The 26,058-nt window shown below is 43.0% G+C and carries 25 protein-coding genes; 13 read left to right on the top strand and 12 right to left on the bottom strand.

Annotated elements, in window-relative coordinates; all coding sequences use genetic code 11:
• Window positions 1–37: 37 nt before the first annotated feature.
• The 3 genes from NFS34_RS11535 to NFS34_RS11525 form a co-directional block, all read right to left on the bottom strand.
• Window positions 38–1,330, bottom strand: a complete 1,293-nt coding sequence (locus NFS34_RS11535; RefSeq protein WP_251360249.1) for a Y-family DNA polymerase — start codon at window positions 1,328–1,330, stop codon at window positions 38–40.
• Window positions 1,331–1,344: 14 nt separating this feature from the next.
• Window positions 1,345–1,767 (bottom strand): LexA family transcriptional regulator, encoded by a 423-nt coding sequence (locus NFS34_RS11530; protein WP_251360247.1) that lies wholly within the window; start codon window positions 1,765–1,767, stop codon window positions 1,345–1,347.
• 91 nt (window positions 1,768–1,858) lie between these two features.
• The gene (locus NFS34_RS11525) at window positions 1,859–2,914 is read right to left on the bottom strand and encodes a sterol desaturase family protein (RefSeq protein ID WP_251360245.1); all 1,056 of its coding nucleotides are present in this window, start codon (window positions 2,912–2,914) and stop codon (window positions 1,859–1,861) included.
• Between the two features lie 163 nt (window positions 2,915–3,077).
• Here NFS34_RS11525 and NFS34_RS11520 point away from each other — a divergent pair, with 163 nt between their 5' ends.
• Window positions 3,078–3,581 carry a histidine phosphatase family protein gene (locus tag NFS34_RS11520; RefSeq protein WP_251360243.1) on the top strand — a complete coding sequence of 168 codons (504 nt, stop codon included), beginning with the start codon at window positions 3,078–3,080 and terminating at the stop codon, window positions 3,579–3,581.
• Here NFS34_RS11520 and NFS34_RS11515 read toward each other — a convergent pair.
• Together NFS34_RS11515 and NFS34_RS11510 are read right to left on the bottom strand one after the other, a co-directional pair.
• Entirely contained in the window at window positions 3,567–3,992 is a 426-nt protein-coding gene (locus tag NFS34_RS11515) for a hypothetical protein (RefSeq protein ID WP_251360240.1), read from the bottom strand. The two genes, NFS34_RS11520 and NFS34_RS11515, sit on opposite strands and share 15 nt — an antisense overlap.
• A gap of 41 nt (window positions 3,993–4,033) precedes the next feature.
• Window positions 4,034–6,376 carry a tetratricopeptide repeat protein gene (locus NFS34_RS11510; RefSeq protein WP_251360238.1) on the bottom strand — a complete coding sequence of 781 codons (2,343 nt, stop codon included), beginning with the start codon at window positions 6,374–6,376 and terminating at the stop codon, window positions 4,034–4,036.
• A 497-nt stretch (window positions 6,377–6,873) separates the two neighbouring features.
• Here NFS34_RS11510 and clpS point away from each other — a divergent pair, with 497 nt between their 5' ends.
• Both clpS and clpA read left to right on the top strand, forming a co-directional pair.
• Window positions 6,874–7,203, top strand: coding sequence for an ATP-dependent Clp protease adapter ClpS (gene clpS / locus NFS34_RS11505; RefSeq protein ID WP_251360236.1), 330 nt, complete (start codon window positions 6,874–6,876; stop codon window positions 7,201–7,203).
• A gap of 55 nt (window positions 7,204–7,258) precedes the next feature.
• The gene (gene clpA / locus NFS34_RS11500; protein ID WP_251360234.1) at window positions 7,259–9,544 is read left to right on the top strand and encodes an ATP-dependent Clp protease ATP-binding subunit ClpA; all 2,286 of its coding nucleotides are present in this window, start codon (window positions 7,259–7,261) and stop codon (window positions 9,542–9,544) included.
• Between the two features lie 105 nt (window positions 9,545–9,649).
• Here clpA and infA read toward each other — a convergent pair whose 3' ends face one another.
• The 3 genes from infA to aat all read right to left on the bottom strand — a co-directional run bounded on the left by infA (window position 9,650) and on the right by aat (window position 11,577).
• Window positions 9,650–9,868 (bottom strand): translation initiation factor IF-1, encoded by a 219-nt coding sequence (gene infA, locus NFS34_RS11495; protein WP_251360232.1) that lies wholly within the window; start codon window positions 9,866–9,868, stop codon window positions 9,650–9,652.
• Between the two features lie 212 nt (window positions 9,869–10,080).
• Window positions 10,081–10,800, bottom strand: a complete 720-nt coding sequence (locus NFS34_RS11490; RefSeq protein ID WP_251360230.1) for an arginyltransferase — start codon at window positions 10,798–10,800, stop codon at window positions 10,081–10,083.
• A gap of 51 nt (window positions 10,801–10,851) precedes the next feature.
• On the bottom strand, window positions 10,852–11,577 hold the full coding sequence (gene aat, locus NFS34_RS11485) for a leucyl/phenylalanyl-tRNA--protein transferase (RefSeq protein ID WP_251360228.1): 726 nt from the start codon (window positions 11,575–11,577) through the stop codon (window positions 10,852–10,854).
• A gap of 141 nt (window positions 11,578–11,718) precedes the next feature.
• Between aat and NFS34_RS11480 the strand changes: the two genes are divergently transcribed.
• Entirely contained in the window at window positions 11,719–13,107 is a 1,389-nt protein-coding gene (locus NFS34_RS11480; RefSeq protein WP_251360226.1) for a DEAD/DEAH box helicase, read from the top strand.
• The gene (locus NFS34_RS11475) at window positions 13,104–13,601 is read left to right on the top strand and encodes an NYN domain-containing protein (protein WP_251360224.1); all 498 of its coding nucleotides are present in this window, start codon (window positions 13,104–13,106) and stop codon (window positions 13,599–13,601) included. Before NFS34_RS11480 ends, NFS34_RS11475 begins: the two co-directional genes overlap by 4 nt.
• A 22-nt stretch (window positions 13,602–13,623) precedes the next feature.
• Here the strand turns inward: NFS34_RS11475 and dbpA are convergent, their stop codons facing one another.
• The 3 genes from dbpA to NFS34_RS11460 form a co-directional block, all read right to left on the bottom strand.
• Window positions 13,624–15,009 (bottom strand): ATP-dependent RNA helicase DbpA, encoded by a 1,386-nt coding sequence (gene dbpA, locus NFS34_RS11470; RefSeq protein ID WP_376707987.1) that lies wholly within the window; start codon window positions 15,007–15,009, stop codon window positions 13,624–13,626.
• A gap of 118 nt (window positions 15,010–15,127) precedes the next feature.
• Window positions 15,128–16,075: a thioredoxin-disulfide reductase gene (trxB, locus tag NFS34_RS11465; RefSeq protein ID WP_251360219.1), complete on the bottom strand. Its 948-nt coding sequence runs from the start codon at window positions 16,073–16,075 to the stop codon at window positions 15,128–15,130.
• Between the two features lie 150 nt (window positions 16,076–16,225).
• Window positions 16,226–16,666: a DUF1801 domain-containing protein gene (locus NFS34_RS11460; RefSeq protein ID WP_251360217.1), complete on the bottom strand. Its 441-nt coding sequence runs from the start codon at window positions 16,664–16,666 to the stop codon at window positions 16,226–16,228.
• 379 nt (window positions 16,667–17,045) lie between these two features.
• Here NFS34_RS11460 and NFS34_RS11455 point away from each other — a divergent pair, with 379 nt between their 5' ends.
• The 5 genes from NFS34_RS11455 (at window position 17,046) to NFS34_RS11435 (ending at window position 21,002) form a co-directional block, all read left to right on the top strand.
• Window positions 17,046–17,252 carry a cold-shock protein gene (locus tag NFS34_RS11455; protein ID WP_251360215.1) on the top strand — a complete coding sequence of 69 codons (207 nt, stop codon included), beginning with the start codon at window positions 17,046–17,048 and terminating at the stop codon, window positions 17,250–17,252.
• Window positions 17,253–17,539: 287 nt separating this feature from the next.
• Entirely contained in the window at window positions 17,540–18,175 is a 636-nt protein-coding gene (locus NFS34_RS11450) for a paraquat-inducible protein A (protein WP_251360213.1), read from the top strand.
• On the top strand, window positions 18,168–18,800 hold the full coding sequence (locus NFS34_RS11445) for a paraquat-inducible protein A (RefSeq protein ID WP_251360211.1): 633 nt from the start codon (window positions 18,168–18,170) through the stop codon (window positions 18,798–18,800). Before NFS34_RS11450 ends, NFS34_RS11445 begins: the two co-directional genes overlap by 8 nt.
• 2 nt (window positions 18,801–18,802) lie before the next feature.
• The gene (gene pqiB, locus NFS34_RS11440; protein WP_251360209.1) at window positions 18,803–20,455 is read left to right on the top strand and encodes an intermembrane transport protein PqiB; all 1,653 of its coding nucleotides are present in this window, start codon (window positions 18,803–18,805) and stop codon (window positions 20,453–20,455) included.
• Between the two features lies 1 nt (window position 20,456).
• On the top strand, window positions 20,457–21,002 hold the full coding sequence (locus tag NFS34_RS11435; protein ID WP_251360207.1) for a membrane integrity-associated transporter subunit PqiC: 546 nt from the start codon (window positions 20,457–20,459) through the stop codon (window positions 21,000–21,002).
• 42 nt (window positions 21,003–21,044) lie between these two features.
• Here NFS34_RS11435 and ald read toward each other — a convergent pair whose 3' ends face one another.
• Entirely contained in the window at window positions 21,045–22,169 is a 1,125-nt protein-coding gene (ald, locus tag NFS34_RS11430; protein ID WP_251360205.1) for an alanine dehydrogenase, read from the bottom strand.
• A gap of 170 nt (window positions 22,170–22,339) precedes the next feature.
• Between ald and lrp the strand changes: the two genes are divergently transcribed.
• From lrp to lolA, 3 genes are all read left to right on the top strand, one after another.
• Window positions 22,340–22,828, top strand: coding sequence for a leucine-responsive transcriptional regulator Lrp (gene lrp, locus NFS34_RS11425; RefSeq protein WP_251360203.1), 489 nt, complete (start codon window positions 22,340–22,342; stop codon window positions 22,826–22,828).
• A 78-nt stretch (window positions 22,829–22,906) separates the two neighbouring features.
• Window positions 22,907–25,246, top strand: a complete 2,340-nt coding sequence (locus tag NFS34_RS11420) for a DNA translocase FtsK (RefSeq protein WP_285834466.1) — start codon at window positions 22,907–22,909, stop codon at window positions 25,244–25,246.
• 89 nt (window positions 25,247–25,335) lie between these two features.
• Entirely contained in the window at window positions 25,336–26,052 is a 717-nt protein-coding gene (gene lolA / locus NFS34_RS11415; RefSeq protein ID WP_251360201.1) for an outer membrane lipoprotein chaperone LolA, read from the top strand.
• Window positions 26,053–26,058: the final 6 nt, after the last annotated feature.

Raw genomic sequence — 26,058 nt, 5'->3', positions numbered from 1 at the left:
CTTCGGGAGCTTTTTTTATAGGGCTAATTTGTGAGAATTAGCGAGCCGTTATTTGCAAAATATCCTGCCAACGGCTGGTGTAGCGAGCGGAGAAGGAATTGGCACGCATAGCCCAGTTTGCGCTGACTCCTAAGCTAGCGAATTTCACTGCGTCTTTGCCAAAGCGAGAGTTAATGCTATCGATGCTCTGCATTAACTCTGGGCGCTGCGCTAAACCAACAAAAAGATCTGATTGATGGCCTTGCTTATCAGTTAATCCAGTTAGTAATATGCCTGCTTTTTTATAATAAGTGCCTTCCTGGTAAAGTCGCCGCAAACCTTTTTCAACTGCCTGCACAAACAGCCCTGTATCGTCAGTCGCTGCTGGAAAGCGCACCGTTATTTGAGGATGGTGATGGTAGCTTCGAGCTTGATGGTTTTTCTTAGCATATAAAAATAAAGTAATGGCTGTTGCTAAGGAGTTTTGAGCCCTTAATTTTTCGCTACAACGGGTGGCATGATAACTTAAGGCTTCTTTAAGATCAGAATAAGCCGTGATTCGCTTGCCGAAAGAGCGTGAGTTTAGAATTGATTTTTTGGGTTGTGGTAGCTGTTCAAAGTTAAGACACGCCTGCCCGCGAAGTTCTAATACCATCCGTTCCATATTGACCGAAAATATTCGCTGCAAAACTTTAAAGTCTGCATTATGCAGATCCCAAGCGGTACGGATATTTTGATGATTCAGTTTTATGGCAAGGCGGCTGCCTATTCCCCAGATTTTACGAACGGGTATCTGCTGCAAGATCCATTGGCGCTGATTCGAGCAATGCAAATCGACGACCCCATTGCTCGATTGCTTGTGTTTTTTTGCGTAATGGTTAGCGACTTTGGCAAGAGTTTTGGTCGGGCCCAAACCAATACAAACGGGTAGGGAAAGGGAGCGCTTAAGCTCTTGCTTAATGTGTAGGCAGCGTTTGGTTAAGTCTTCTTGAAAGCCATCAAAGCGTAGAAAAGACTCGTCAACCGAATAGGGTGCTACCAGGTCACAATAATCACCAAGCACAGCGTTAAAACGGTTAGAAATATCGCCATAAAGCCCATAATTCGAAGAGAAAGTGGTGACTTGATGCCGCTCTATAATATCCTTGGCTTGATGGTAAGGGACCGCCATTCCAATCCCCAAAGCTTTAGCTTCGTCGGACATAGAGATAATACAGCCGTCATTGTTGCTTAATACAATAACTGGCTTTTTTGCGAGATCTGGCCGAAAAATCCGTTCACAAGAAACGTAGAAACTATTAACGTCACATAAAGCGTAGCTGATCTGTGGTTTTGCTAAGATGTTAGGCATAGTATTTAAAAGCGCTACTTAAAGCTTCTGGCTAAGCCGGTAACCACGCCCCAAATGGTCAGCTGGTTTTCGCCTGTAATGATGATATCTGGATATGCTGAGTTTTCAGCCTGTAAGCGTAATTTGCCACTAGTTTTTAGGCGTTTTACGGTAAATTCATTATCCAATAAGGCGACCACAATATCGCCATCTTGAGCGTGCAGTGAGCGGTCGATCACTAAAATATCATTTTGAAAAATACCAGCATCGACCATGGAGTCGCCTTCAACCTGTGCAAAAAAGGTGGTCGCTGGGTGTTTAATCAACAATTGATCCAGACTTAAAGTATCTTCCATATGCTCATCGACTACGCCAGGAAAGCCTGCCGATACCTTACCTGAATAAAGAGGTATCTTAGAGTATTGGCCGCTGGGAGAAAAAATGGATACTTTGCTCATGCTCAAAAATTTAATTCAAGGATAAAAATAGAATAGCACAAAAGCTGCCTGCTTTTGTGGCAAGTTTTAAATAGTTTTACTGGTGATACGATTAATAGTTGAGTCGATTTGCTAGGTATATCAGTAGCAAATAAGCTAGCACGATTAAAGCATGTTGCCAGATCAAGAGCTGCCCCTTTAGGTTTAGAACAGTAGGGATGCTGATGGCGATGATGGCGTACAAGGTGAGTGACAACCACTGGCGTCTGCTTGAAACTTTAGGGTCATACTTTTCGAAGCTGGCAAGATCGAAAGTGTCCCAAGGATGTGAGTTTGAGACGTCTTTAGGGCGCCAGCCAGTGGGCATAAACCAGAGCTTGATTTTATCTTTCCAGCTTTTGGTATGATAAGCATCTTTACCAAGCCGAATCCACCAGTCTATGTGTGCTTTGATTGGATTAAAGCTACGATAGGGCTTACGCACGCCATAAACCGCCGGATTAGCCTTATCTTCTTCGACCCAAGTTCCAAACCACTTGTCAAAAACCATAAAGGTTCCGCCATAATTACGATCCACATAAGCTTGGTTAACAGCGTGGTGTACACGATGAGCTGAAGGGGTATTAAGAATCCCTTCGATTAAAGGGACCTTGTCGATAGTGCGGGTATGGATCCAAAATTGATAGAGTTTATTAACAACTGCCAGTACCAAATACATTTCAATCGGGCAGCCTAGAATAGCCATGGGTAAGTATATCGGAAATACAATGGTTCCTTGCAAAGCACCTTGTCGCAGCGCGGTCGTTAGGTTGTACTCTTCGCTTTGATGGTGAGGCAGGTGGCCACTCCAAAGAAAATTAATTTCATGACTTAAGCGATGTGCCCAATAATAAAGAAAATCGTTGAACATAAAAAAGATTATCCAAGCAGCTATCGAGCTGATGGGAAATTGGACAATGGAAAAATTTTTGAAAAGATAGATATACAATAATATCCAAGGTATTTTACTAAAAACTTCAACCAGAATAGTCACCGAACCACAGCTTAAACTCGAAACCGCATCGTTAACGCGATAGAAATCTTTTTTCTTCCAAAGTGAGTAGGCGGCTTCGACCAAGATAAATAGAATAAAAAAAGGAATCGCAACGCCAAGAATTTGTTCAGTCATTATTATAGTTTTTTGGCTTGACCAAGTTGAGTTAAGAGTATGGTAAATATTACTTTTAACTTCAAGTGTCAATTGGTATTGATGTCATAAAAGCTTATTATTTATGTCATGCAGCAGGCATTAAACCTAGTTATGATGTGCTAATAATGATGGGAGAGCTATTATGACTGCAAAAAAACTGTATATCATGCGCCATGGAAAATCCGATTGGAACAGCAACTTTAATCGTGATTTTGATCGCCCTTTGGCTGAGCGAGGAGTTAATGCGGCCAGCTTGATAGGAAAACATTTAGCGGTAATCGAGCAACTTCCTGAGTTGGTGATTAGTTCTAGTGCTAAAAGAACCCTAAATACCATCGAAATTGCTATGGCCGAAGGAAATTGGAATAGCCAATTAAAAAGTAGTCGTCAGCTCTATTTGGCGACTACTGAGGAAGCTATTGCACTGATAAAAAGCACCAGTGATGCCATTAATAAACTAATGTTGGTGGCGCATGAACCCATGTGCTCAAGTTTGATCGCTGAGCTTGCTATGGGCGCTCATGTAAAATTTCCAACTGCTGCCGTAGCCAGACTGAATTTAAAAATTCCATCTTGGCAACAGTTGGAAGAGTGTTATGGCCGCCTGGATTGGCTACTAACGCCTAAAGCGCTAGCCAAGCATTAGGCCGACTAATAATCCTGCAAAGAATCCCATGGCAATGGCTACGGCAGGATTTTTGAAAATAACTGGGAAAAAAGGCGGATTTTTTTTAATAATAATTACTGGATCGAGCGGGGCATCGCAGCCTTTAACGATGATATCGTAAGGTACCATACGATCTTTATTCTTTGCGCCTTTAAATTTTTCTCTAACTTTTCCGTTACCCTCTTTTTCTTTTTTTCCCCCAGGCCTACCATCAAACGATTTCGTGGATTTAATTGTGATCTTGGCATTGCTTCTAGAATCAACAAGTTCCCACTGAACCTCTCCGTCATTATCTATATCAATTACCTTGTCGTTAGGATCCTTGAGGACCGGAATTTTGACTCCATTAATGTCTTTAATATCAATCTTAATAACTTTTGTTATCGGCATAATATATCTCCTTTTAAATTTCCATGCGTTTATCTATAAATTTAAGGGTATAGATTTAGGGTTTGAATGATAGGTGATGAAGTTATTACTACTTCGGGAAATCCAAGCTTTATGGATTCCTGTAATGCTGCTTTTCCCTTATCGATTTGCCCAATCCGAGCATAGCTTTTTGCGAGCATATAAAGTGTATTGGGATCTTCAAAGTTTAGGCTTAAAGTGCTATCTATATAGTTCTGTGCTTGTTTAGTGTCTTCAAGTTGAGCATAGCACCAAGAGGCAATAACCCTAGCTTCTACATCATTAGGTATTAGACCTAGTCTATCCTTAATTAAATCGAGAGCATGCAGATAATGGGACCTAGCTTCTGCTAGGTACTCAGGAGTTTGTGCTTTAGTATCGGCTAGATTTAGCCATAAACGATAATCCTTAGGAGTTATTTGTATTGCTTGCAAATAGTAGTTAGAAGCTTTGATATAGTCGCCATGGTAAAACCACATGGTTGCAATATTGGATAAGGCTGCACCACTTCGGTTAATACTTAATGATTGCTCATAAGCAGCAGCAGCGTCATCAAACTGACCCTTGAAGAAAAATGCTGCACCTAAATTATCGTAGCCATCCCTTTCGTCAGGTAATAGCGTAATTACTTTATTAAATTTTTTTACGGCAAGATCCCATTCGCCATCTTGAAGATGAGCAATTCCTAGACTTCTCCACAGCTGCCAATAACCAGGCTCGATCAATATAGCTTGTTCGAGTTTAGTTTTAGCTTCTTCAGTATTACCTTTGGCTGATTCAAGTTGCGATTGGTTATAGATCACTTCAACGTCGCTGGGGTTTATAGATTGAGCGGTTTGAATAAATCGCTCGGCTTCTTGCAAATTGCCTTTTAAAATATGCAACTTGGTGAGAGCAATTAAAATATCAACGTTAGTTTCTTGTTTGCGGTAGGTTTTAGTGCATTGATTTTCAGCTTGCTCAAAAAAGCTAAGCTCGTGATTCTCTGCATACATTAATAAATAAGTTCGGCAAAGCCCTGCCATGGCGGGCAAAAAGTCGGTTTGCTGTTCTAGGATTTGGTTGAAAATAGCTTCAATGGCTTTTAGTCGCTCCATAGTTGGTGGCTGCTTTAATAGCCCTTTGGCTTGTAGGTACTTTGGATAAAGCTCTTTATTGGGATTATCACCAACTTTAGTAATGGCGACTGCGTCAATCGGCTGTTCCAAAAAATTTGCCAGTGATTTTAAAATGGTTCGATTGCCAACTAATAAATCGTTAACACTCAAGTTAAAGACTTGGTTCCACAACTCATGGCCGTTATCGCTATCGGAAATCCACATAGAGACTCGAACCCGTTCATCCACACGATTAATGCTACCTTCAAGAATCCAGTTGGCGTTTAGCAGCTCACCTATTTCTTTCAATGGCAAATTACTGTTTTCTAAGGCTTGCGATGAGCGTCTAGAAATTACATTTATTTCAGGGATTTGCGCAATGTTATTAAAAATGTCTTCACTTAAGCCGCTTACGAAACTTTGATGTGCTTTATCAGCGCTAGTGTTACTGAAGGGCAGTATTGCGATAGTAGCATTGGATTTTGATTCTAGGCTTGGAATAAATCGCCACATAACTGCAGCAATCACCGTTAAAAACACCAGCGCAGCCAGTTTTAATACTAACGGCGTTTTTGGATACAGGATAGTATCTGAGTATTCGTTTAGCGCTTGGTTGACTCGGTGAATTTGTTCAGGATCGATGATGTATTCTTCTTGTTCGATGGCGCTTTGATGTGACTCGAGCGGGTGAAACGCTTTTTCTACACTTTCTATCCCTCGATTTTTAATGGCCTTGGTGACCGTTTTGGTGGTAATGATAGCGCCAGCTTGCGAATCTACTGCTATGGTTCGAGCGCGAATAATTTCTTCGGACTCTGAAAAATTTTTGGAAAAATCTTTTGGTGCTTCGATTACCGAAATTTTTAAAGGCGACTTTAAGGATAAGGAGTGGTTTTGAATTTTGATGGCGTAGCGTAGGGCATCAATTGAGTTTTTGAATAAGATCAAAAACTCACGCTCATAAATTTCATGTTTTTGAGCATAATAATCGTCCGACCATAAGACATAGTCTTTAAATTTTTCTTTGCGAACTTCGGGCGAAATATCCTTGGCAAAACTGCCATGAAAAATAATTGGGATGGCTTTGATGTCTAAGGCACTGGGATGGGGTAATTCTTTGGTTTTTTCAAAGCCGTGACCGGTGTAATCGAATATCCAAGAGATGATACCAGTTACTGGAAAACCAGCGACGAGAGTAATGAAGAGGGCTTTTAAGACCCAATTGGGCGTTTCAAAAGCATCAGCCAAAACATCTGCGACCTGGATCACAAGCCAGGAAAACGCAATGTAAGCAATGAGAACTTGAACGACTTTGCGGCGCTTGAGTTCCTTTACAAAGTTTTGCCAGTTATTCCGTTTAAGCTTCACCGCTAGTAGCCTTGGTTATTTTTAAAACGTATGCGGTCAATCGCATAAGCATTTATTATCATGGCGCACATAAGCTCCCTAAACCCGCTTCAATTTGCTGGGTTAAAGTTCATTGTTTTATGCGCAAAGCTCTCTAGCTAGGAGTTGGTATTGGTTTCACCACTCCTTTTTTATTGCTATGGTTATCAATAGCTTAGCCAATACTAGCACGATATTAAGCTTTTATGTAGTCAGTAAGCATCTGGTGTAAAAATATTCGACGGCAGAAGTTGTTAGACAATCCCCGATTTCACTGGTCGGCTGCTTTTTACCCTTGGTCGATTGTTGCCTTGAAGTCCTTCACTTTACCCCCACTTTAACGTCATAATAGACTTAAGAAATTGCTTTAGTATTTATCAATGAGCCAGAACGATAATTTTGAACAGGAGCGGGATCACGGTTTAGCGGTTGCAGAAACCAAGCCGGAAGTGAAACAACCGCCAATGTATAAAGTCATATTGTTAAATGACGACTATACGCCGATGGATTTTGTGGTGGAAGTTTTGCGTAAATTCTTCGCCCTGCACGAAGAAGCTGCGACGCGGGTGATGTTACAGGTTCATCATGATGGCAAAGGCATTTGCGGCATTTTTACGCCGGATATTGCCGAAACCAAGGTCGTGCAGGTGAATGAGTTTTCTAGAGCCCATGAGCATCCGTTGATGTGTGTTATGGAGCCTGAAGGTTAGAAGAAAGACGGTTTGTGCAGTGCTTACTAGCACCTAAAGCAATCTGAGGTGACGAATGTTAGATAAAGAGTTAGAACAATCCTTAAATAAAGCCTTTCATAAGGCGCGTGAAAAGCGTCATGAATTCATTACCATTGAACACCTGATGTTGGCCTTATTGGATAATAAAGATGCCATTGAGGTACTTAAAGCTTGCGATGCCAATGTGGGCAACTTGCGCAGTGATTTAGAATCTTTTGTGGACAAAACTACGCCTTTATTTTCTGAAGAAGAGAGTGATTTTGAAATTCAGCCGACCATAGGTTTCCAGCGGGTTCTACAAAGAGCCGTGTTCCATGTTCAATCTTCAGGCCGCGAGTCTGTTACTGGCGCTAATGTTTTGGTGGCAATGTTCAGTGAACCGGAAAGCCAGGCCGTATTTTTGCTCTCGAAGCAAGATATTTCGCGGCTTGATGTGGTGAACTATATTTCTCATGGCGTGGGTAAAAATGAAGATGATTTGCAGTTGGGCCATGATAACGAAGCCAGTGAAGACGCGGAGCCAGTTGAAGAGGCCAGACCGCTCGATCAATATGCGATAAACCTTAATCAATTGGCTAGCGACGGTAAAATTGATCCTTTGATTGGCCGTGCTTACGAAGTTGAAAGAGTCGTTCAAATATTAAGTCGCCGCCGTAAAAACAACCCTCTGCTGGTAGGTGAAGCAGGTGTTGGAAAAACCGCAATTGCTGAAGGTTTGGCTAAACGTATCGTTGATGAAGATGTACCGGAAGTGATTGCCGATGCGGTGGTTTACAGCTTAGATTTAGGCGTTTTATTGGCTGGAACCAAGTATCGAGGCGATTTTGAAAAACGTTTAAAAGCGGTCTTGGCGCAGCTTAAAAAAGAAACCAATGTGATTTTATTTATCGATGAAATCCATACCATTATTGGCGCAGGCGCAGCTTCAGGCGGCTCGATGGACGCCTCGAATTTGATTAAGCCAGTACTTGCCAATGGTGACTTACGTTGCATTGGTTCCACTACTTATCAAGAGTATCGCGGTATTTTCGAAAAGGATCATGCGCTGGCACGGCGTTTCCAAAAAATTGATATTAAAGAGCCTACGGTGAGTGAAACCATTCAAATCTTGGAAGGCTTGCAAGAACGTTACGAAAAGCATCATGGTGTTAAATATCAAGCAGCGGCCTTAAAAGCTGCCGCTGAACTGAGCGCTAAATACATTACCGATCGTCAACTCCCGGATAAAGCGATTGACTTGATTGATGAAGCTGGTGCAAGGCAACGAGTGGTGCCCGAAGCGGAGCGCAAGTCGGTGATCAGTGCTTACGAGATCGAACAGGTAGTGGCGAAAGTTGCGCGTATTCCTGAAAAGACGGTATCCACTTCTGATAAAGAGTTGCTGAAAAACCTTGAGCGTAATTTGAAAATGGTGGTTTTTGGTCAAGATCAAGCTATCGAGACCTTATCTGAGGCGATCAAATTATCGCGGGCTGGTTTAGGCCAAGAAAATAAGCCTGTCGGTTCCTTCTTATTTGCCGGCCCTACTGGGGTGGGTAAAACAGAGGTGACTAAGCAATTAGCGGGTTTGATGGGCGTGGAGCTGATCCGGTTTGATATGTCCGAATATATGGAGCGACACACGGTATCGCGTTTAATTGGCGCGCCGCCGGGCTATGTTGGTTATGATCAGGGCGGTTTGCTAACCGAGGCGATTAACAAAAATCCACATGCGGTGTTGTTGCTAGACGAGATTGAAAAGGCTCATCCGGACGTATTTAATCTTCTATTGCAGGTTATGGATAACGGTACTTTAACCGATAACAATGGTCGTAAAGCCGATTTTAGAAATGTGGTTTTGGTGATGACTTCCAACGCTGGTGCGCAGGAACTTTCTAAGGCCAATATGGGCTTTAAAGGTCAAGAAGATTATTCGCGCGATAATGTCGAAGCGATTAACCGAACTTTCTCACCGGAATTTAGAAACCGCTTGGACTCTATTGTATGGTTTAAAGCGCTACCACCGAAAGTTATCTTGTCAATTGTCGATAAATTCTTAACCGAATTGCAAGGGCAGCTGGATGAGAAGCAAGTGAACCTACATGTAAATGATCAAGCAAGACAGCATCTAGCCGATCTGGGTTATGACATTCGGATGGGCGCAAGGCCAATGGAGCGGGTGATCAGCGATTCAATCCGTAAACCGCTGGCGAATGAGCTGTTGTTTGGTGATTTGATCCAAGGCGGTGATGTTTATATTAGCGTTCAAAACGGTAACTTGGATATTCGCATTGAACCGCATCGTGAGAAATTACCCGCAGGTACACAAAGCGATATCTAATGTATTTATACATGAAGCAACAAAAAAAGGCGCCTTGTGCGCCTTTTTAAATGATGATGCTAAGGGTTGGTCTTAACCTTAGGATTTCATCAATAGCAGAAGATTTTAACGAGCGCGGAAGGTAATTCTACCTTTAGACAGATCGTAAGGACTGATTTCAACCGTGACCGTATCGCCAGTTAAAATACGAATATAGTTTTTGCGCATTTTTCCAGAGATATGCGCTGTGACCACATGACCATTTTCAAGTTCAACTCGAAACATGGTGTTGGGTAGAGTTTCCAGCACCTTGCCTTCTAACTCAATTACATCTTCTTTTGCCATATAAATTTTATACCTTTGTTGCCAAACATGTGTCTCTTACTTGAGACTGACTATGTGTTCAAAAAACGCGCGTATAATGCACTATTTGACCAATAATCGCAAAGTATTTTAGCCAAAATAGCTGAATAAGGGCTGAATTGGCAAGGATTTAGCGGTTATTTGGCTTCTAGGGGAAGTTTTGGCTAAATTCAAAGGAAGCTTTTGCTCTAGAGTTAATAGGATTGCCAACGGTTTTGGCGGTAAACTTCGGCTGGTAAGTATTGGCCTTTGTAGTTCATTTTTTGGCAGTCTTTGATGTAATAACCTAGATAGCAATAGGGTAAATTTTGCGCGGCACAAATTTCTATAGTTTTCAGGATCAAATAGGTACCAAGGCTTTTATAAGGACTTTGTGGCGCGAAGAAAGAGTACACTGCGGACAGGCCATCGTCTAAAATATCCAAAGCCATAATGGCATGGCATTGTCCTTGCCCATCGAGCGCCTTAACCAGCAAAGACTCGCACCAATCGGAAAATAAAAATTCTTCGTATTGTTGAAAAGAGGGCGGATACATATCACCATCTTGATGTCGATGATTGATGTATTGCTCATACAGCTGATAATCTTTACTGAGTGCTTGGGCTGGTACAATGTAGAGTTCTAGCTCTTGGTTGGCTTTAAGAATTCGTTTTTGGCTTTTGCTTGGCTGGAATTTATCGACTAGCACTCGATAAGCCCAACAAGCGCTGCAGCTGGCACATTGCGGGCGGTAAACGTGGTTGCCGCTACGACGAAAGCCTAGTCGACTGAGCTCGGAATAGAGTAGATTATCAAAGTCCAAACTAGGATCAGCAAAAACTGAAACCGAAGATTGATCGTCCAAATAACCGCAAGCATGGGTTGGTCCTGCGTAAAGTTTGATATGTTGGGTCGGTTTTTGTTTGTCGGTCATACTCGTTAACTTACAGCAAATTGATAACAGGTTTAGTGTAAGAGTTAACAGCTATTGCCAATCCGTAAGCTCTTTAGCAACTTTAAACAAATCTGCTGGTTGTTGCCAGTCTCGGTACTTTTGGAGTAAGGCTAAAAAATTGTCGCGGCCAATATCAACCGCCCCAAGTGAGTACAGATGATCGTTAGGAACTTGACAGTCGATTAAAACAAAACCAGCTTTTTTTAGATAGTAGCTAAGATGTGCTAAAGCAATTTTAGAGGCATCTGGCTTTGCACTAAACATGGACTCACCGAAGAAAAACTTGCCAAGGCTGACCCCATAAAGACCGCCAATTAAGGCGTCAGTCTCATCGTAGACTTCCACCGAATGAGCATAGCCTTGACGGTTAAGCTCAATATAAGCTCGTTGCATTTCGGGTAAAATCCAAGTTTCTGCCTGCTTAGGACGGGGCTTTGAGCAGCTAGCGATGACCTTTTTAAAATCCTGATTGATAAGGATTCGATAGTGGCTTTTTTTTAAGTGGCGCTTTAGCGACTTAGAAATGTGAATAGGATAATCGTCGGTGAGGTTAAACACACAGCGCGGATTGGGCGACCACCAAAGAATCGGTTCCCCTTCGCAGTACCAAGGGAATATGCCGTTACGATAGGCTTCAAGTAACCTTGGGCTAGATAAATCGCCACCAATAGCTAACAGCCCATTCGGCTCTTGCTGGGCAAAGTGCGCCGAAGGGAAAATTGGATCTGAGTCTAATAAATATATGGATTGACTCATGGCTGGATCGGAATAGGTTTTAAGTGCTTCACTGGTTGATAATATCAGAACTTATCTGGCTTTGACTATGACGCTAGGGTAAGCTGGCGCCATTGTGAGGCTTTGCCTCGGTTTATTTTGCTTAATTATTAGAGAAATGCCATGAGTTTTAAAGCCACAGGCTTGATCCCTGAGTTGTTGCAAACGGTTATGCAGCAGGGCTATGACAAGCCTTCGCCGATTCAGTTAAAAGCCATTCCTGAAGTTTTGAACGGTCGTGATTTGTTAGCCGCAGCACAAACCGGAACTGGCAAAACGGCGGGTTTTACCTTGCCCATTTTGCAATTACTCTCCAAAGGTAAAAAAGCAAAATCCAATTGTGCGCGCGCATTAATTTTAGCGCCCACCCGTGAATTAGCGGCGCAAGTAGGTAAAAGTGTTGAAACCTATGGCAAAAGCCTATCCTTGAGTTCACTGGTGGTGTTTGGTGGCGTAAAAATTAATCCGCAAATGATGCGATTGCGCAAAGGTGTTGATATTTTGGTGGCAACTCCAGGTCGCTTGTTGGATTTGCATCAGCAAAATACGGTCAAGTTTGATCAGCTGGAAATTCTGGTGCTGGATGAAGCCGATCGAATGCTTGATATGGGTTTTATTCACGATATAAAACGTATTCTTAAGGTTTTGCCAGCCACAAGGCAAAACTTGATGTTTTCTGCGACTTTTTCCGATGAGATCCGGGCCTTAGCCAAAACTATTGTCAATAATCCTGTTGAAGTTTCAGTTAGTCCGCCTAATGCCGCAGCCAAGAGCGTTAAGCAATGGTTCCATCCGGTCGATAAAAAACAAAAATCAGGGTTGTTGATTGAACTGATCACAGAGCATCGTTGGCATCAGGTGCTAGTTTTTGTACGCACCAAACATGGTGCTAATAAGCTGGTAAAACAACTCAATGCGGCTAAAATTAAGGCGCTAGCTATTCATGGTAATAAAAGTCAGGGTGCTAGAACCAAAGCTTTGGCCGACTTTAAAAGCAATAAGATCCAAGTGTTAGTGGCAACGGACATTGCTGCGCGCGGAATTGATATTAACCAGCTCCCGCAAGTGGTGAATTTTGATTTACCAAATGTCGCTGAAGATTATGTGCATAGGATAGGCAGAACAGGTAGAGCCGGAGCGCAAGGGCAGGCGGTTTCTTTGGTAGCAGCAGACGAAATCAAGCAACTAGAAGCCATTGAGCAACTGATTCAAAAGCATATTGAGCGTGAATACGTTGGTGGCTTTGAACCAAGCCATGAAGTGCCGGCATCAAAACCGATTAGACCCAAAAAGGTCAAGAAGCCGAAAAAACCGAAAAACACCAAAGCCCAGCAAAACAATCAAACCCAGCCGGCGGCTAAGAGTCATCAAGCCAAGGGAAAAACAAACTTAAAAGCAAAAGCTAAAAGCAAGGGAAAACTGGTTAAGAATAAATCCAAAGTGATAGGTCGAAATGCCAAGGCGGATTCCGTTTGGGCAAAGAGTAATAAGGCGAGTAAAAAATCAAAATGATGACATCAAAAAATAAGCGTATAGGCATTTTTGTTGATGTGCAAAATATTTATTACACCAGTCGCGACGCCTTTGGCCGTCCTTTTAATTACCGCGATTTTTATCAAAAAATTGCCCAGCAGGGCGAAATTGTTTTAGCCAATGCTTATGCGATTCACTCCAATCAAGATAGTCAGATCAAGTTCCAAGATGCGCTCAAGCATATTGGTTTTGAGATCAAGCTAAAGCCTTTTATCCAAAGAAGCGATGGCTCGGCCAAAGGCGATTGGGACGTTGGGATCACCATTGATATGCTAAAAGCGGTAATGCAGAAACAAGTCGATAGAGTGATTTTATTATCAGGTGATGGAGATTTTGAGCTGCTACTTAAAACCATTCGCCAAGACTCGAAAGTGATTTCTGAAGTGTATGCGGTCGAATCTTTAACGGCCCAGTCCTTGATAAATGCTGCAGATTATTTTTACGCCATCGATCCCACTTTGCTGATCAGCTAGCTTGTTGAGAAAATAGGACGGATTAGCTGATCCGCTTGATCCGGTATTTACGCCCTTTAATTTTTTCATCGGTTAGGATCCGAAAAGCGCTATCTACCAGCTTTCGACTAACCGCAACATAAGACCAGTTAGCAGCAACTTTTATTTTACCAATATCATCACCAGTAATATCAAGGCTTTGAGTCAAAGCGCCGACAATATCGCCTGGCCGGATCTTATTTTTCTTACCACCGCTGATCTGCAGAGTTGCCATTGGTGCTTTAAAACCAGGCTGTTTTAAAAGCGCTAAGTCCGGCAGGTTTTCTGCTTCAATTTTAAACTCTAGGTATTCAGCAAGGCGGCTAATTTTATAGCGCTCCTTATCAGAAAATAAGGAACAAGCGATACCTTGATTACCAGCACGCCCAGTACGACCAATCCGATGAAGGTGAGTTTCTGGATCACTGGCAGTATGATAGTTAATGACCAGATCCAAAGCATCAATATCCAAACCGCGCCCGGCAACGTCGGTAGCCACTAAAACGGAAGTACTTTTATTGGCAAACTGGATCAAGGCTTGATCGCGCTCAATCTGATCGAGATCGCCATGTAGCGCCAGAACGCTAAAACCAAAACGTTTTAGTTCGCCGGCAACGGCTTTGACTTCTTTTTTAGTGTTACAAAAAATCATGCTTGAGTCGGGACGCTGTGCTAACAAGATCAATCTAGTAGCCGTTAAGCGCTGGCTATCATCCTGAACTTTATAAAAATGCTGTTCTATACTTGGTTGATCATCGCTCGAGTCGATTTGAATCAACTCAGGTTTTTGCATCACTCGTTGCGCAATCGATTCGATTTCTTGGGGGTAGATGGCGCTAAACAGCAGAGTTTGGCGTTTTTTCGGTGCAAAGTTGATAATGGCGTCAATCGAGGGTTGAAAGCCCATATCGAGCATTCTATCGGCTTCATCCAGCACTAATGTAGTAAGCGCATCCAGTTTCATGGTGCCTGCATCAAGGTGCTCTTCCACGCGCCCTGGTGTACCGACAACGATATGCACACCCTTTGCTAATGCCGCGGTTTGTATTTTTTTTGGAATACCGCCGCAAACCACGATCACCTTAACGTTGGCCATCTTTCTGGCTAAACTACGAATTTCTTCGGCTACTTGTTCGGCTAATTCGCGCGTAGGGCAGAGCACTAAGGATTGTAGATTAAAGTTTTTTACATCCAGCTTTTGTAAAAGACCCAGACCAAAAGCGGCGGTTTTGCCAGAGCCGGTTTTTGCCTGACCAATCACATCTTTGCCGTTAATGATTAGCGGCAAACTTTGTGCTTGGATCGGCGTCATTTGGCTAAAGCCCAAGCTTAATAGATTCTCTTGTAAAGCGGTGTGAAGCTTGAGTTGGGTAAAGTTGGATGAGCTCATAGTAAGTTTTTCGGCTGAGTCACTGGAATCAAAGTGCAGTATAGGCGGTTTAGCCAAGAAAGTATTGCCTTCAATAAAAAAGGCTGTAAAAACAGCCTTTTCAAGAACACTGAAAGTTTTATTGATCCAAATACTTCTCGGCATCAAGCGCGGCCATACAGCCTGTGCCAGCGGAAGTAATGGCTTGGCGGTAGACGTGATCAGAAACATCGCCGGCGGCGAACACGCCTTCCACACTGGTGGCAGTTGCATTGCCCTTCAAGCCGGAGTTAACTATGATATAGCCGTCTTTCATCTCCAATTGGCCTTGGAAAATGTCGGTATTTGGCTTATGGCCAATGGCAATAAAGCAGCCTTGCAGTTCCAGCTCTTCAATTGAGTTATCTTGGACGTTTTTAATCCGAATACCCGTTACGCCCATATCATCACCCACCACTTCTTCTAAAGTGCGGAATAAGTGTAGCGTTACATTGCCATTTTTGGCTTTGTCACGCAGTTTATCTTCTAAGATCTTTTCTGAGCGGAACTCATCACGACGGTGGATCAGGTGAACTTCGCTGGCAATGTTCGATAGATACAAAGCTTCTTCCACTGCGGTATTACCGCCGCCTACCACGGCAACTTTTTGATTGCGATAGAAGAACCCATCGCAAGTAGCACAAGCAGAAACGCCCTTGCCCATAAAAGCTTCTTCCGAAGGTAAACCAAGGTATTTTGCCGAAGCACCGGTACAGATGATCAAGGCATCGCAGGTGTAAGTACCAGCATCGCCCGTCAAGGTGTAGGGTTTTTGCTTTAAATCCACGGTATGGATATGGTCAAAGATCATTTCGGTGCCAAAGCGCTCGGCATGTTTTTGCATTCTGACCATCAAGTCTGGCCCTTGAACGCCTTCATGATCGCCAGGCCAGTTGTCTACGTCGGTGGTGGTGGTTAGCTGGCCGCCTTGCTGCATGCCAGTAATAACTACCGGCTCAAGGTTAGCGCGTGCTGCATACACCGCAGCGCTATAGCCCGCTGGGCCAGAACCCAAAATTAAGCAACGAATATGACGTGCTTCGCTCATAGTGATCTCCGAACAAAATATCTAATAAATTTGATGGCTAGATTGTAGGGGCTTGCAAGCTAAAAATAAACCCAAGCCATAGGATTAATTATAACGATAGCTAAATTCAATCGGCTTTATAGAAATTGTCAGACTAGCTGCCGAGGAGTCTTAACACCCGGACTGATTTTCTTTGACGTAGTCGGCGGATTCCTTGATCACTTGGCGCAGAACTTTTTCATCCACGTCTTCCAGTTTGTTGATATACAGACAAGCCACACTGGTTTTACATTTACCAAGTTTATCAAGCAGTTCTGGGCGCTTTTTAAAGCCATCCATAATGTATAGAGTTAGGTTTTGTTTGCGTGGCGAAAAGCCCGTATAAAACCAATTACCAGCGCAGCCAGACTTGGTTTTGTAGGGGTAGCTACCGAAACCAACGATAGAATCGCCCCACATAACGGCTTTTTCGCCAGTGATTTCAGTCATGATTTCGAGCATTCTAAGGCCGTCTTCACGCCGCTTTTTATGTTCAACGGACGTTAAAAAGTCTTCGACACTGGCGTTTGTGGGCTGGGTTTTGTTGGCTTTAGCCATAAAAATATCACTCAATGGGTTAAATTGCTTAGTTCAAGCTTACAAAAACTAATCCTGTTGCTCAAGCCTGCGCGCTAAAGCTAATGGTTGCGTTAATAATCCTGACATCCGATGAGAAGTATTAGGAATTTTAGCTAAATTGTTGAATTTTGGGCGTTATTTTCTTTACTTTTTATGTAAATACTGTATCGTGCATGGTGCTGGTTAATGCAACAGCTATGTAAGATTTTAAAGTTCGACGGTACTAGTAAGACACGCCAGTTTCGCTTTGTGAAACGGTTTGCCCAAAGTTAGTAGCACGCCTTAATATCGTAATAGTAGTGTCATTAGTGTTCAGTAAAATATGCCGACTTTGGCAACAGTTTAAATAAGCATTACGCTTGGAGATATAATTATGTCAGCAATCACTGGTACTGTTAAATGGTTTAACGACTCAAAAGGTTTTGGTTTCATCGAGCAAGAGCAAGGCGAAGATGTGTTTGTACACTTCCGTGCGATTCAAGGTGACGGTTTCAAGAGCTTGAACGAAGGTGAAAAAGTTCAGTTCGAAATCGAGCAAGGCCCTAAAGGCGCTCAAGCTGCAAACGTTGTTAAGCTTTAATCGTTAGATTAGTTTAAGAATTGTTGAAAAAGCCGCATCAAATGATGCGGCTTTTTTTTGCTTAAAAAATTCTTATAAGGCGATAAGCCTGTCAGGTAAGTTTCTTAATTGGGTGTTTTTCTTAACACTCTAGCACTTCAAAATTTCTATCAATAATAATGTGAATTTAAAAAAATTGTTGTATTATCTTATACATAGCAATTTTAAGGCTATGATATTTGCATTAATCTAGACTCTTGCTTTGTGATTTTTGCGAATATCAAGGATGCCAATTAAGGATAATAGTAATGGCTGAAATAATCGCTTGCCATGAGTGTGATCTGTTAATCGATCTGCCTGCAGATTTTAAGCAGAAGCAGTCTTATAGCTGTCCTCGTTGCCAGCATAAGATTGCTAATGGCCATGCTAATCCGGAAGATTACACCATAGCTTTATCCCTTGCTGCTTTGATCGCTTTGACCATTGCTAATTTTTTTCCTTTTATGTCGATGGATGCGGGTGGCCAAGTAAGGAGTATCACCTTAGCGCAAGCTTCAACCGAGCTTTTTTATGGCGGCTACTACCTGTTAGCGATTCTAATTATTTGTTTTATTATGTTGCTTCCGGCAGTTTATTTAATTCTGCTACTCACTTTGCTAGTCCCTCTTAAATTCTCGATTAAACGCGAGCCGCCAGTTCTCATTGGTCGTTTTATCGGTTGGCTCCTCCCTTGGACTATGGCCGAGGTATTTTTGATTGGAGTATTGGTGAGCTTAATCAAGCTAGTGTCATTGGCTCACATAACCATGGGTATATCTTTTTGGGCTTACGTCGCCTTTGTGATTTTTTTCACCTATATTTTGGGTCTGGTGGATAAGCAAAAATTATGGCGATGGGTGTGGGATCGTAACTTAACATTGTCGCAAACGGGTGGGTATGGATAAGTCTTTCAATAAGCGTCCCGAATATCCAAGTGACTCCGCGGCTCATTACGGTTTAGCGGCTTGCCATGACTGCGGCAAATTGGATGCTGTTGAAAAAGGGCATTGTTCGCGCTGCGGTAGCCACCTGCACCTGCGGACACCAAATTCGGTTCAGACCACCATAGCTTTGTTAATCACCTCGATTTTGCTTTATATTCCGGCCAATACCTTTCCTATTATGGTCACCAATGTGGTAGGTGATAAAACCTATTCGACCATTATTGGAGGTGTGATTATCTTTTTGCAACTTAAGTCTTATTTTGTGGCATCGGTGATTTTTATTGCCAGTGTGTTTATTCCTATTGCAAAAATAGCCGCTTTATTTTGGTTGTGTTACAACGTGAGTAAAAAGGAAAAGTTAAAATACCAAGAGCTGACCAAAATGTATCGGGTTACGGAGTTTATTGGCAAGTGGTCAATGATCGATGTTTTCGTTGTGGCTTTGATGGTGGCTCTGGTGCAGGTGGGAAATTTAATGACGATTCATGCTGGCATAGCTGCATTTTTATTCGCGGGGGTGGTGATGGTCACCATGGTAGCAGCACACAGTTTCGATACTCGATTGATATGGGATAAGTTGGAGTAGTTATGAGTGATAACTTGAGCGGCAGCAAACCTAATGTAAAGAAAAAAGCGAAGGTCTCCAAAATTTGGATTGTGCCTATTGTTGCTTTGCTACTTGGTCTTGGCATGATCTGGAATTATTTCCAGCAAAAAGGCGTCGATATCGAAATTGCTTTTTTAACCGCCGATAGTATTGAAGCTGGCAAAACCAAAGTTAAAACCCGTAATGTAGATATTGGTACAGTTAAAAAAGTCAATTTCAATGAAGACCGCAGCAAGGTGGTGATTCAAGTTGAAATTGACAAAGATATGAAAGACTTTCTGCGCCAAGACACTAACTTTTGGGTAGTTAAGCCGCGAGTTGGCAAAGACGGTGTTAGTGGCTTGGGAACATTGCTTTCAGGAGCTTTCATTGAACTATCGCCAGGCATTTCGGATCAATTTCAAGATGAGTTTGTCGGGCTTGAAGAGCCGCCAATTACGTTGGCCAATAGTGAAGGAATGCATCTTCGGTTGTTATCAAAAGATGGCAAGCCAGTAAATCGGGGCAGTCCTGTTTTATATCGTGGCTTTACTGTGGGAAAGGTGGAAAGTTCGAAATTTGACGTTAAAAAACGACAAACGGTTTACGATATTTTTATCAACAAACCTTATGACGAATTGGTTACAACTAATACCTTTTTCTGGAACGTTGGTGGCTTGTCAGTAGAAACAACCATAAAAGGCTTGAAAGTGAATATGCCTTCTGTGGAGTCTTTGCTTGCAGGCGGAATTCAGTTTGATGTGCCTACGGACTTGTCTCTAGGAACGAAGCTAACGGAACCAAAAGACTTTATACTTTATCCTGATGAAAATAGTATTTATGAAGATCGAGAATATGAATATTTAGAGTATGCTTTGTTGGTTGAGGATTCGGTTGGCGGCTTGTATGCCGGAGCGCCAGTTGAGTATCGGGGCATTCGAATTGGTACGGTCAAAACCCCTTATTTAAAATACGATGAAAAGACAAAAATTGCTGGGAAACAAAATGCCTCGGAAATTATTGTGATCATCAAAATTGAGCCTGGGCGAATAACCGGAACCAATAATAGGGAAACCCTTGATAAATTTAATGAAGAGTTTAAAGGTTTCATCAAAAGTGGCTTAGTGGCCAGTATCGAAAGTGCTAATCTGTTGTTAGGAAGCTTGCGAATAAGTTTAGACTATACTGGCAACCCTGCGGAAAATCTTGAAAACTATGGGCCTTACCACGTGATACCTACAGTGTCCGGTGGTCTTGGAAAAATTGCGATAAAAGTTAGCAGTTTGCTCGACAAATTCAATGAGTTGCCGCTGGATAAAACGGTTGGAGGTGCTAACAAGGCTCTAGGTTCGGCCGACCAAGCTCTACTTAGCATGGATAAAGCGCTGCAAGAGTTGACTTCATTATTACAACAGCAAAGTATTAAGCAGTTACCTCAAAACTTAGATCAATCGTTAGTTGAATTGCAAAAAACGTTGCAGGGATTTCAGCCTAACTCTGCTGCTTATAAAGAGCTTGAAAAAACCATGAGCCAGCTACAAGAAACCATGCAAGATTTGCAACCGTTGTTAAAAAGCTTGAGTAATAAACCTAACTCATTAATTTTCGGTGGGCAGCAGGGTGCTGATCCAGAGCCGCAAGCTAAGGAGAAATAACATGAAATACATTATGACCTTTTGTAGTTTATTAATCTTGCTTTCGGCTTGCTCGAGTAGTCCGCCCGCAATGAATTATTACTTATTAGACTCTACACCCGTAGCCATCGATCCTTCGCCGGGACAGACTTTGATCAAGTTATCAGATGTGTCTGTGCCGAACTATTTGGATCAAACTAATTTGGTTATGCGCGATGCTAATCATAAACTAATAGTGGCAAATTACCACAGTTGGGCAGATGATATGTCCAACACCATTCGCAGAGTATTGATGGCAGATCTAAATCAAGCCAGTAATAATTACAGCTTTGTTAGCAGCTGCGAAACCTGCACCAACCTTGAAGTTTCTGTGGAACACTTTTATCCGACCCAACAAGGTGACGTGATTTTGTCAGGGACTTATCAACTAAAAGATGACTCAAGCTTACGACGTAACTTCCTGATTAAAAATAGCTTACCAGCATCCGGTTATGAGCAATCTGTAGCAACTATGCGCGAATCGTTAAAGCAATTAGCACAGGAAATAAACCAAGACTTGTCTCAGTAAAAAAACGCCACATTAAGTGGCGCTTTTTTTCTAGCTGAGTAATTAGCTGTCTAATCCAATCGCTTCACTCGGTTCAACAAAGTCAAAACCTAAGTTCTCAGCAACGGATTTTTCAGTAACTTTGCCGCGATAAACATTAAGACCATTGAGTAGGTGTCCATCGGAAGCTAAGGCCATCTTGTAACCTTTATTAGCAATGTCGATAATAAAAGGCAAAGTGGCGTTGTTCAGTGCAAAGGTCGAAGTTCTTGGTACTGCGCCTGGCATATTGGCTACGCAGTAATGCACCACGTCATCAACGATAAAAGTTGGTTCGTCATGAGTCGTGGCATGTGAAGTTTCAAAGCAACCACCTTGGTCGATAGCAACGTCCACCAAGACTGCGCCTGGCTTCATGTTTTTAACCATTTCCGCGGTGACCAATTTCGGTGCTGCCGCGCCTGGAATTAAGACGCCGCCAATCACCAGATCCGCTGAAGTTACATGACGCTCCAAGGAGTCGTGGCTTGAGTAAACGGTTTCTACTTGAGTACCAAATTCAGCATCGATGCGACGCAAGACGTCCACATTACGATCCAGCACAATCACTCGAGCGCCCATGCCAACTGCCATTTTAATGGCGTTGGTACCAACCACGCCGCCGCCAATCACCACAACTTTTGCTGGCGACACCCCAGGAACACCTCCTAACAGCATGCCACGACCGCCGGATGATTTTTCTAAACACTCAGCACCAGCTTGGATCGACATACGCCCAGCCACTTCTGACATTGGCGCTAATAAAGGTAATCCGCCATTACGACTGGTCACCGTTTCATAGGCAATACAAATTGAACCTGATTTCACCAAGTCTTGGGTTTGCGGTAGATCAGGCGCAAGATGCAAATAAGTAAAGAGAATTTGACCGTCGCGTAAACGGGCGCGCTCTTCTGCCAGCGGTTCTTTGACCTTGACGATCATATCAGCTTGGGCAAAAACTTCTTCTGCAGAGGAGACTACCGTGGCGCCAACATTTTCATAATCAGCATCAGTAAAACCAATACCGCTGCCGGCATTATGCTCGACAACTACTTGATGACCATGAGCAATCAGCTCACGCACACTGCCTGGAACCATTCCAACACGGTACTCATGGTTTTTAATTTCTTTAGGAACCCCAATTAACATAAGCTGTCTCCAAAACGATGCTCAAAGCAAACAATAGGTTGGTTATAAACATAAGAATCTACAACAGAGAGATACGCTATTATAATGCGGTTTTTAAAGAATTATTTGCTATAAAATGAATAATTGTAGTATAAATAACTAAATTATAGGATTTTGTAGTTAAAAATACTTTGAGAACTCAAAGCGCTAGCACTCAGATACTCGATCGAATTGATCTGCGAATTTTGAATGAATTGCAGAACAATGGTCGTATATCCAATGTAGAATTGGCCAAAAAGGTCGGTTTAAGCGCTACTCCTTGCTTGGAGCGGGTGAAAAGGCTTGAAGCCAATGGCTTTATTGAAGGCTATGGCGCTCGTCTAAATCCGCTAAAGTTGTCGGCTTCGTTATTAGTTTTTGTGGAAATTCGGCTATCGAGAACCTCGCCGGATGTATTCGAAGACTTTAAACAGGCGGTTATGGAGATCCCAATGATTCTGGAGTGTCATCTAGTATCGGGAGATTTTGATTATTTGTTAAAGGCGCGAGTTGCGGATATGAAAGCTTATCGAAAGCTGCTCGGCGAGACGTTATTGACCTTGCCGGGAGTTAGCGCGTCGCGCTCCTATATGGTGATGGAAGAAGTCAAAGAAAGCCCCAATTTGCCAATTTCGATATAGCATAAATTTATTCGCAATGGGCTTTTTATTTTAAAGCAATAATGCGTAGAATGACCTAAAAATAAAGGTATAAGATTAGTGACACAAGCAACCAAACAAAACACACCCGAGTCGGAAGCTAAGGCATTGCTTCGAAAAAGGCTCAGTGAGGGCGGCATGATTTTGCTGGTCACGCTGGGGATCTTTTTCTTTTTAGCATTGGTTTCCTATCATCATAATGATCCAGGCTCTTTCACCAATGGCAATGGCCAGCGAGTGCAAAATCTAGCGGGTAAGTCAGGTGCTTGGTTTGCCGATTTCTTTTTGCATCTGTTCGGTTATTTGGCTTATTTGGTGCCGTTGATTGTTGGTTATTTCGGCTACCTAGTCTATAGCGGGCGTAAGCTCGAAAATTCACACCCGAAAAGTTTTTGGCTGGTCAAAGGTGCTGGTCTATTAATGGCAATTATTGCTGGTGCAGGACTGTGTAGTTTGCACTTTTTCGATCCGCAAACCCAACCCAGTTATAGCTCGGGCGGGATTTTGGGCGAGTCATTAATTGCAGGTATTTTAGATGGGCTAGGTTTATATGGAACCACCTTAATCTTATTAGCCATTTTTCTGTCGGGGTTAACGCTATTTACTGGAATTTCTTGGCTCAAATTGATGGATAAAGTTGGCGAGTGGACACTAAATCGATGGCATCAGTTTAAAGATTGGTTGGCCTCAGCTAGAGAAAAACGCGCTGAACAAAAAGAAGTGAAAAAAGTGGTGGTTAAGCGCCAAGAGAGCTTTGAGCAAGAAAAAGCCAAAGCGCAAACGCGCTCGCCGGTAAAAATCGAGCCTAAGATCGCGCCATTGGCTCCGAGCAAGAAAGTGCAAAAAGCACAAGTAAAGAAAAAGCAAAAGCCGCTGGATCTAGGCAAAGGCTTCGATGGCCCCATCACGCCAATGCCTGAAGTAGAATTGTTGGATGCGCCGGAGCCACCCAAGTTTTCCGTTTCCGCCGAAGCGCTGGAAGCCATGTCGCGTTTATTGGAGCTGAAACTTAAAGATTTTGGAGTGGAAGTGCAGGTGATGGAAGTGCATCCTGGGCCTGTGATCACTCGCTTCGAGATTGAGCTGGCACCAGGTGTTAAAGTCAGTAAAATCAGTAATTTAGCGCAAGATTTAGCGCGCTCGCTATCGACTATGTCGGTGCGAGTGGTGGAAGTTATACCAGGTAAAACTTACGTTGGCATTGAAATTCCTAATGAGAATCGTGAGATTGTTCGTTTAAGAGAAGTCATTGCCTCCGATGCTTTTGACAAAGCTAAAGCACCGCTATCAATGGCGCTCGGTAAGGATATTGCTGGCAACCCGATTGTGGTCAATATGGCGAAAATGCCACACTTGATGGTCGCTGGTACGACGGGTTCTGGTAAGTCGGTGGGGGTTAACGCCATGATCATCAGTATGTTGTATAAAGCAACCCCTGAAGATCTGCGCATGATCATGATCGATCCAAAAATGCTGGAACTCAGCGTCTATGAAGGGATCCCACATCTATTATGCGAAGTGGTTACTGATATGAAGGACGCGGCTAATGCTTTGCGTTGGTCGGTAGGCGAAATGGAGCGGCGCTACCGCTTAATGTCGGCGCTTGGAGTGCGCAATCTAGCCGGTTTTAATAAGAAAGTAGCTGATGCCATAGAGTCAGGCGACCCCATTCCAGATCCCTTATGGCAGCCTACCGATGGCCTAGAAGAAGAGCCGCCGGTGTTGGAAAAACTGCCTTCGATAGTAGTGGTGATTGACGAACTGGCGGACATGATGATGATTGTCGGTAAAAAGGTCGAAGAGTTGATTGCCAGAATTGCGCAGAAAGCGCGAGCTGCAGGCATTCACTTGATTTTAGCCACGCAAAGACCTTCTGTGGATGTGATTACCGGCTTGATCAAGGCCAATATTCCCTCACGAATTGCCTTCCAAGTTTCTTCGAAAATTGATTCACGAACCATTTTGGATCAAATGGGCGCGGAGCAGTTGTTAGGCATGGGCGATATGTTGTATTTACCAGGAGGAACCAGTATTCCAACGCGGGTACATGGTGCCTTTGTGGATGATGATGAGGTTCATCGAGTGGTCGAAGATTGGAAACGCCGTGGCGAGCCGGAATACCTTGATGCGATTATTAATGGCACCAGCGAAGTGCCAGTACCAGGGATGCCGGGAATGGCTGGCGAAGAAGATAGTGAGCAAGATGAACTTTTCGACCAGGCCGTGGCCATAGTGACTGAGTCGCGCAGAGCTTCAATTTCCGGTATCCAAAGACGCTTAAAGATTGGTTATAACCGAGCCGCTAGAATGGTCGAAGCAATGGAAGCAGCAGGGATTGTGAGCGAGATGGGGACTAATGGGGCGAGGGAGGTACTCGCACCTCCGCCACCCAAGGACTAAGCTGGCAAATTAAGCCCCAATTCAGTTTGAAAAGGCTATAACATAACAAAGATTAGTAATAGCTGTAGTCATATGGCTAAGGTATTGAAATGATAAGAAAATTATTAAAAGTGTTGGGTGTTTCTGTATTGGGTTTGACTTCCCTTTTAGCTAATGCAGATGCGGCGCGAGATTTAGAGGCCAAGTTAGGCAAAATCCAGTCGTTAGAAGCGAATTTTTCGCAGCGAGTGATCGATGAGCTGGGTAACGAGCTAGATTATTCGAAGGGTAGTTTCCAACTGCAAAGACCTATGAAGTTTCGCTGGATCGTGAGCGAACCTTATGAGCAGGAAATTGTTTCTGATGGTGCTAATTTGTGGCAGTTTGATAAGGATATTGAGCAGATTAATGTGTCAACTTTAGCGGATTCTTTTGACAATTCACCAGCGGCGTTATTGAGCAAGTCGCAAGTGGATATGGAAAAAGATTATATTGTGGCAAGCTTGGTTGATTCAGCTGCTAACGATAAAAATTCGGACGATAGTCTTGAGCAAACGTACATTTTTCATTTACGGCCTAAGTCAGAAGAAGCCTTGTTTGAGCTGATGATTATGGAGTTTAAGGGCGATGAGTTCGTTGCTTTTAAAGTCAAAGATAACTTAGGACAAACAACTTTGGTCGAGTTTTCTGAGCAGCAATACAATCAAGAGTTTAGCCAAGGCGTGTTTCAATTTAAGCCGCCTGCGGGGATTGATTTGATTGATTCGCGTGAGCAGCTGTTGGACTCGGATTTAACTAGACCACCCGAACTTTCGGTCAATGGCTAAGTGCTA

This window comes from Kangiella sp. TOML190 (assembly GCF_023706045.1).
Lineage (GTDB): Bacteria > Pseudomonadota > Gammaproteobacteria > Enterobacterales > Kangiellaceae > Kangiella.
Note: the sequence above shows the minus strand (reverse complement) of the source record. Positions and strands in the feature narration are given on the sequence as shown.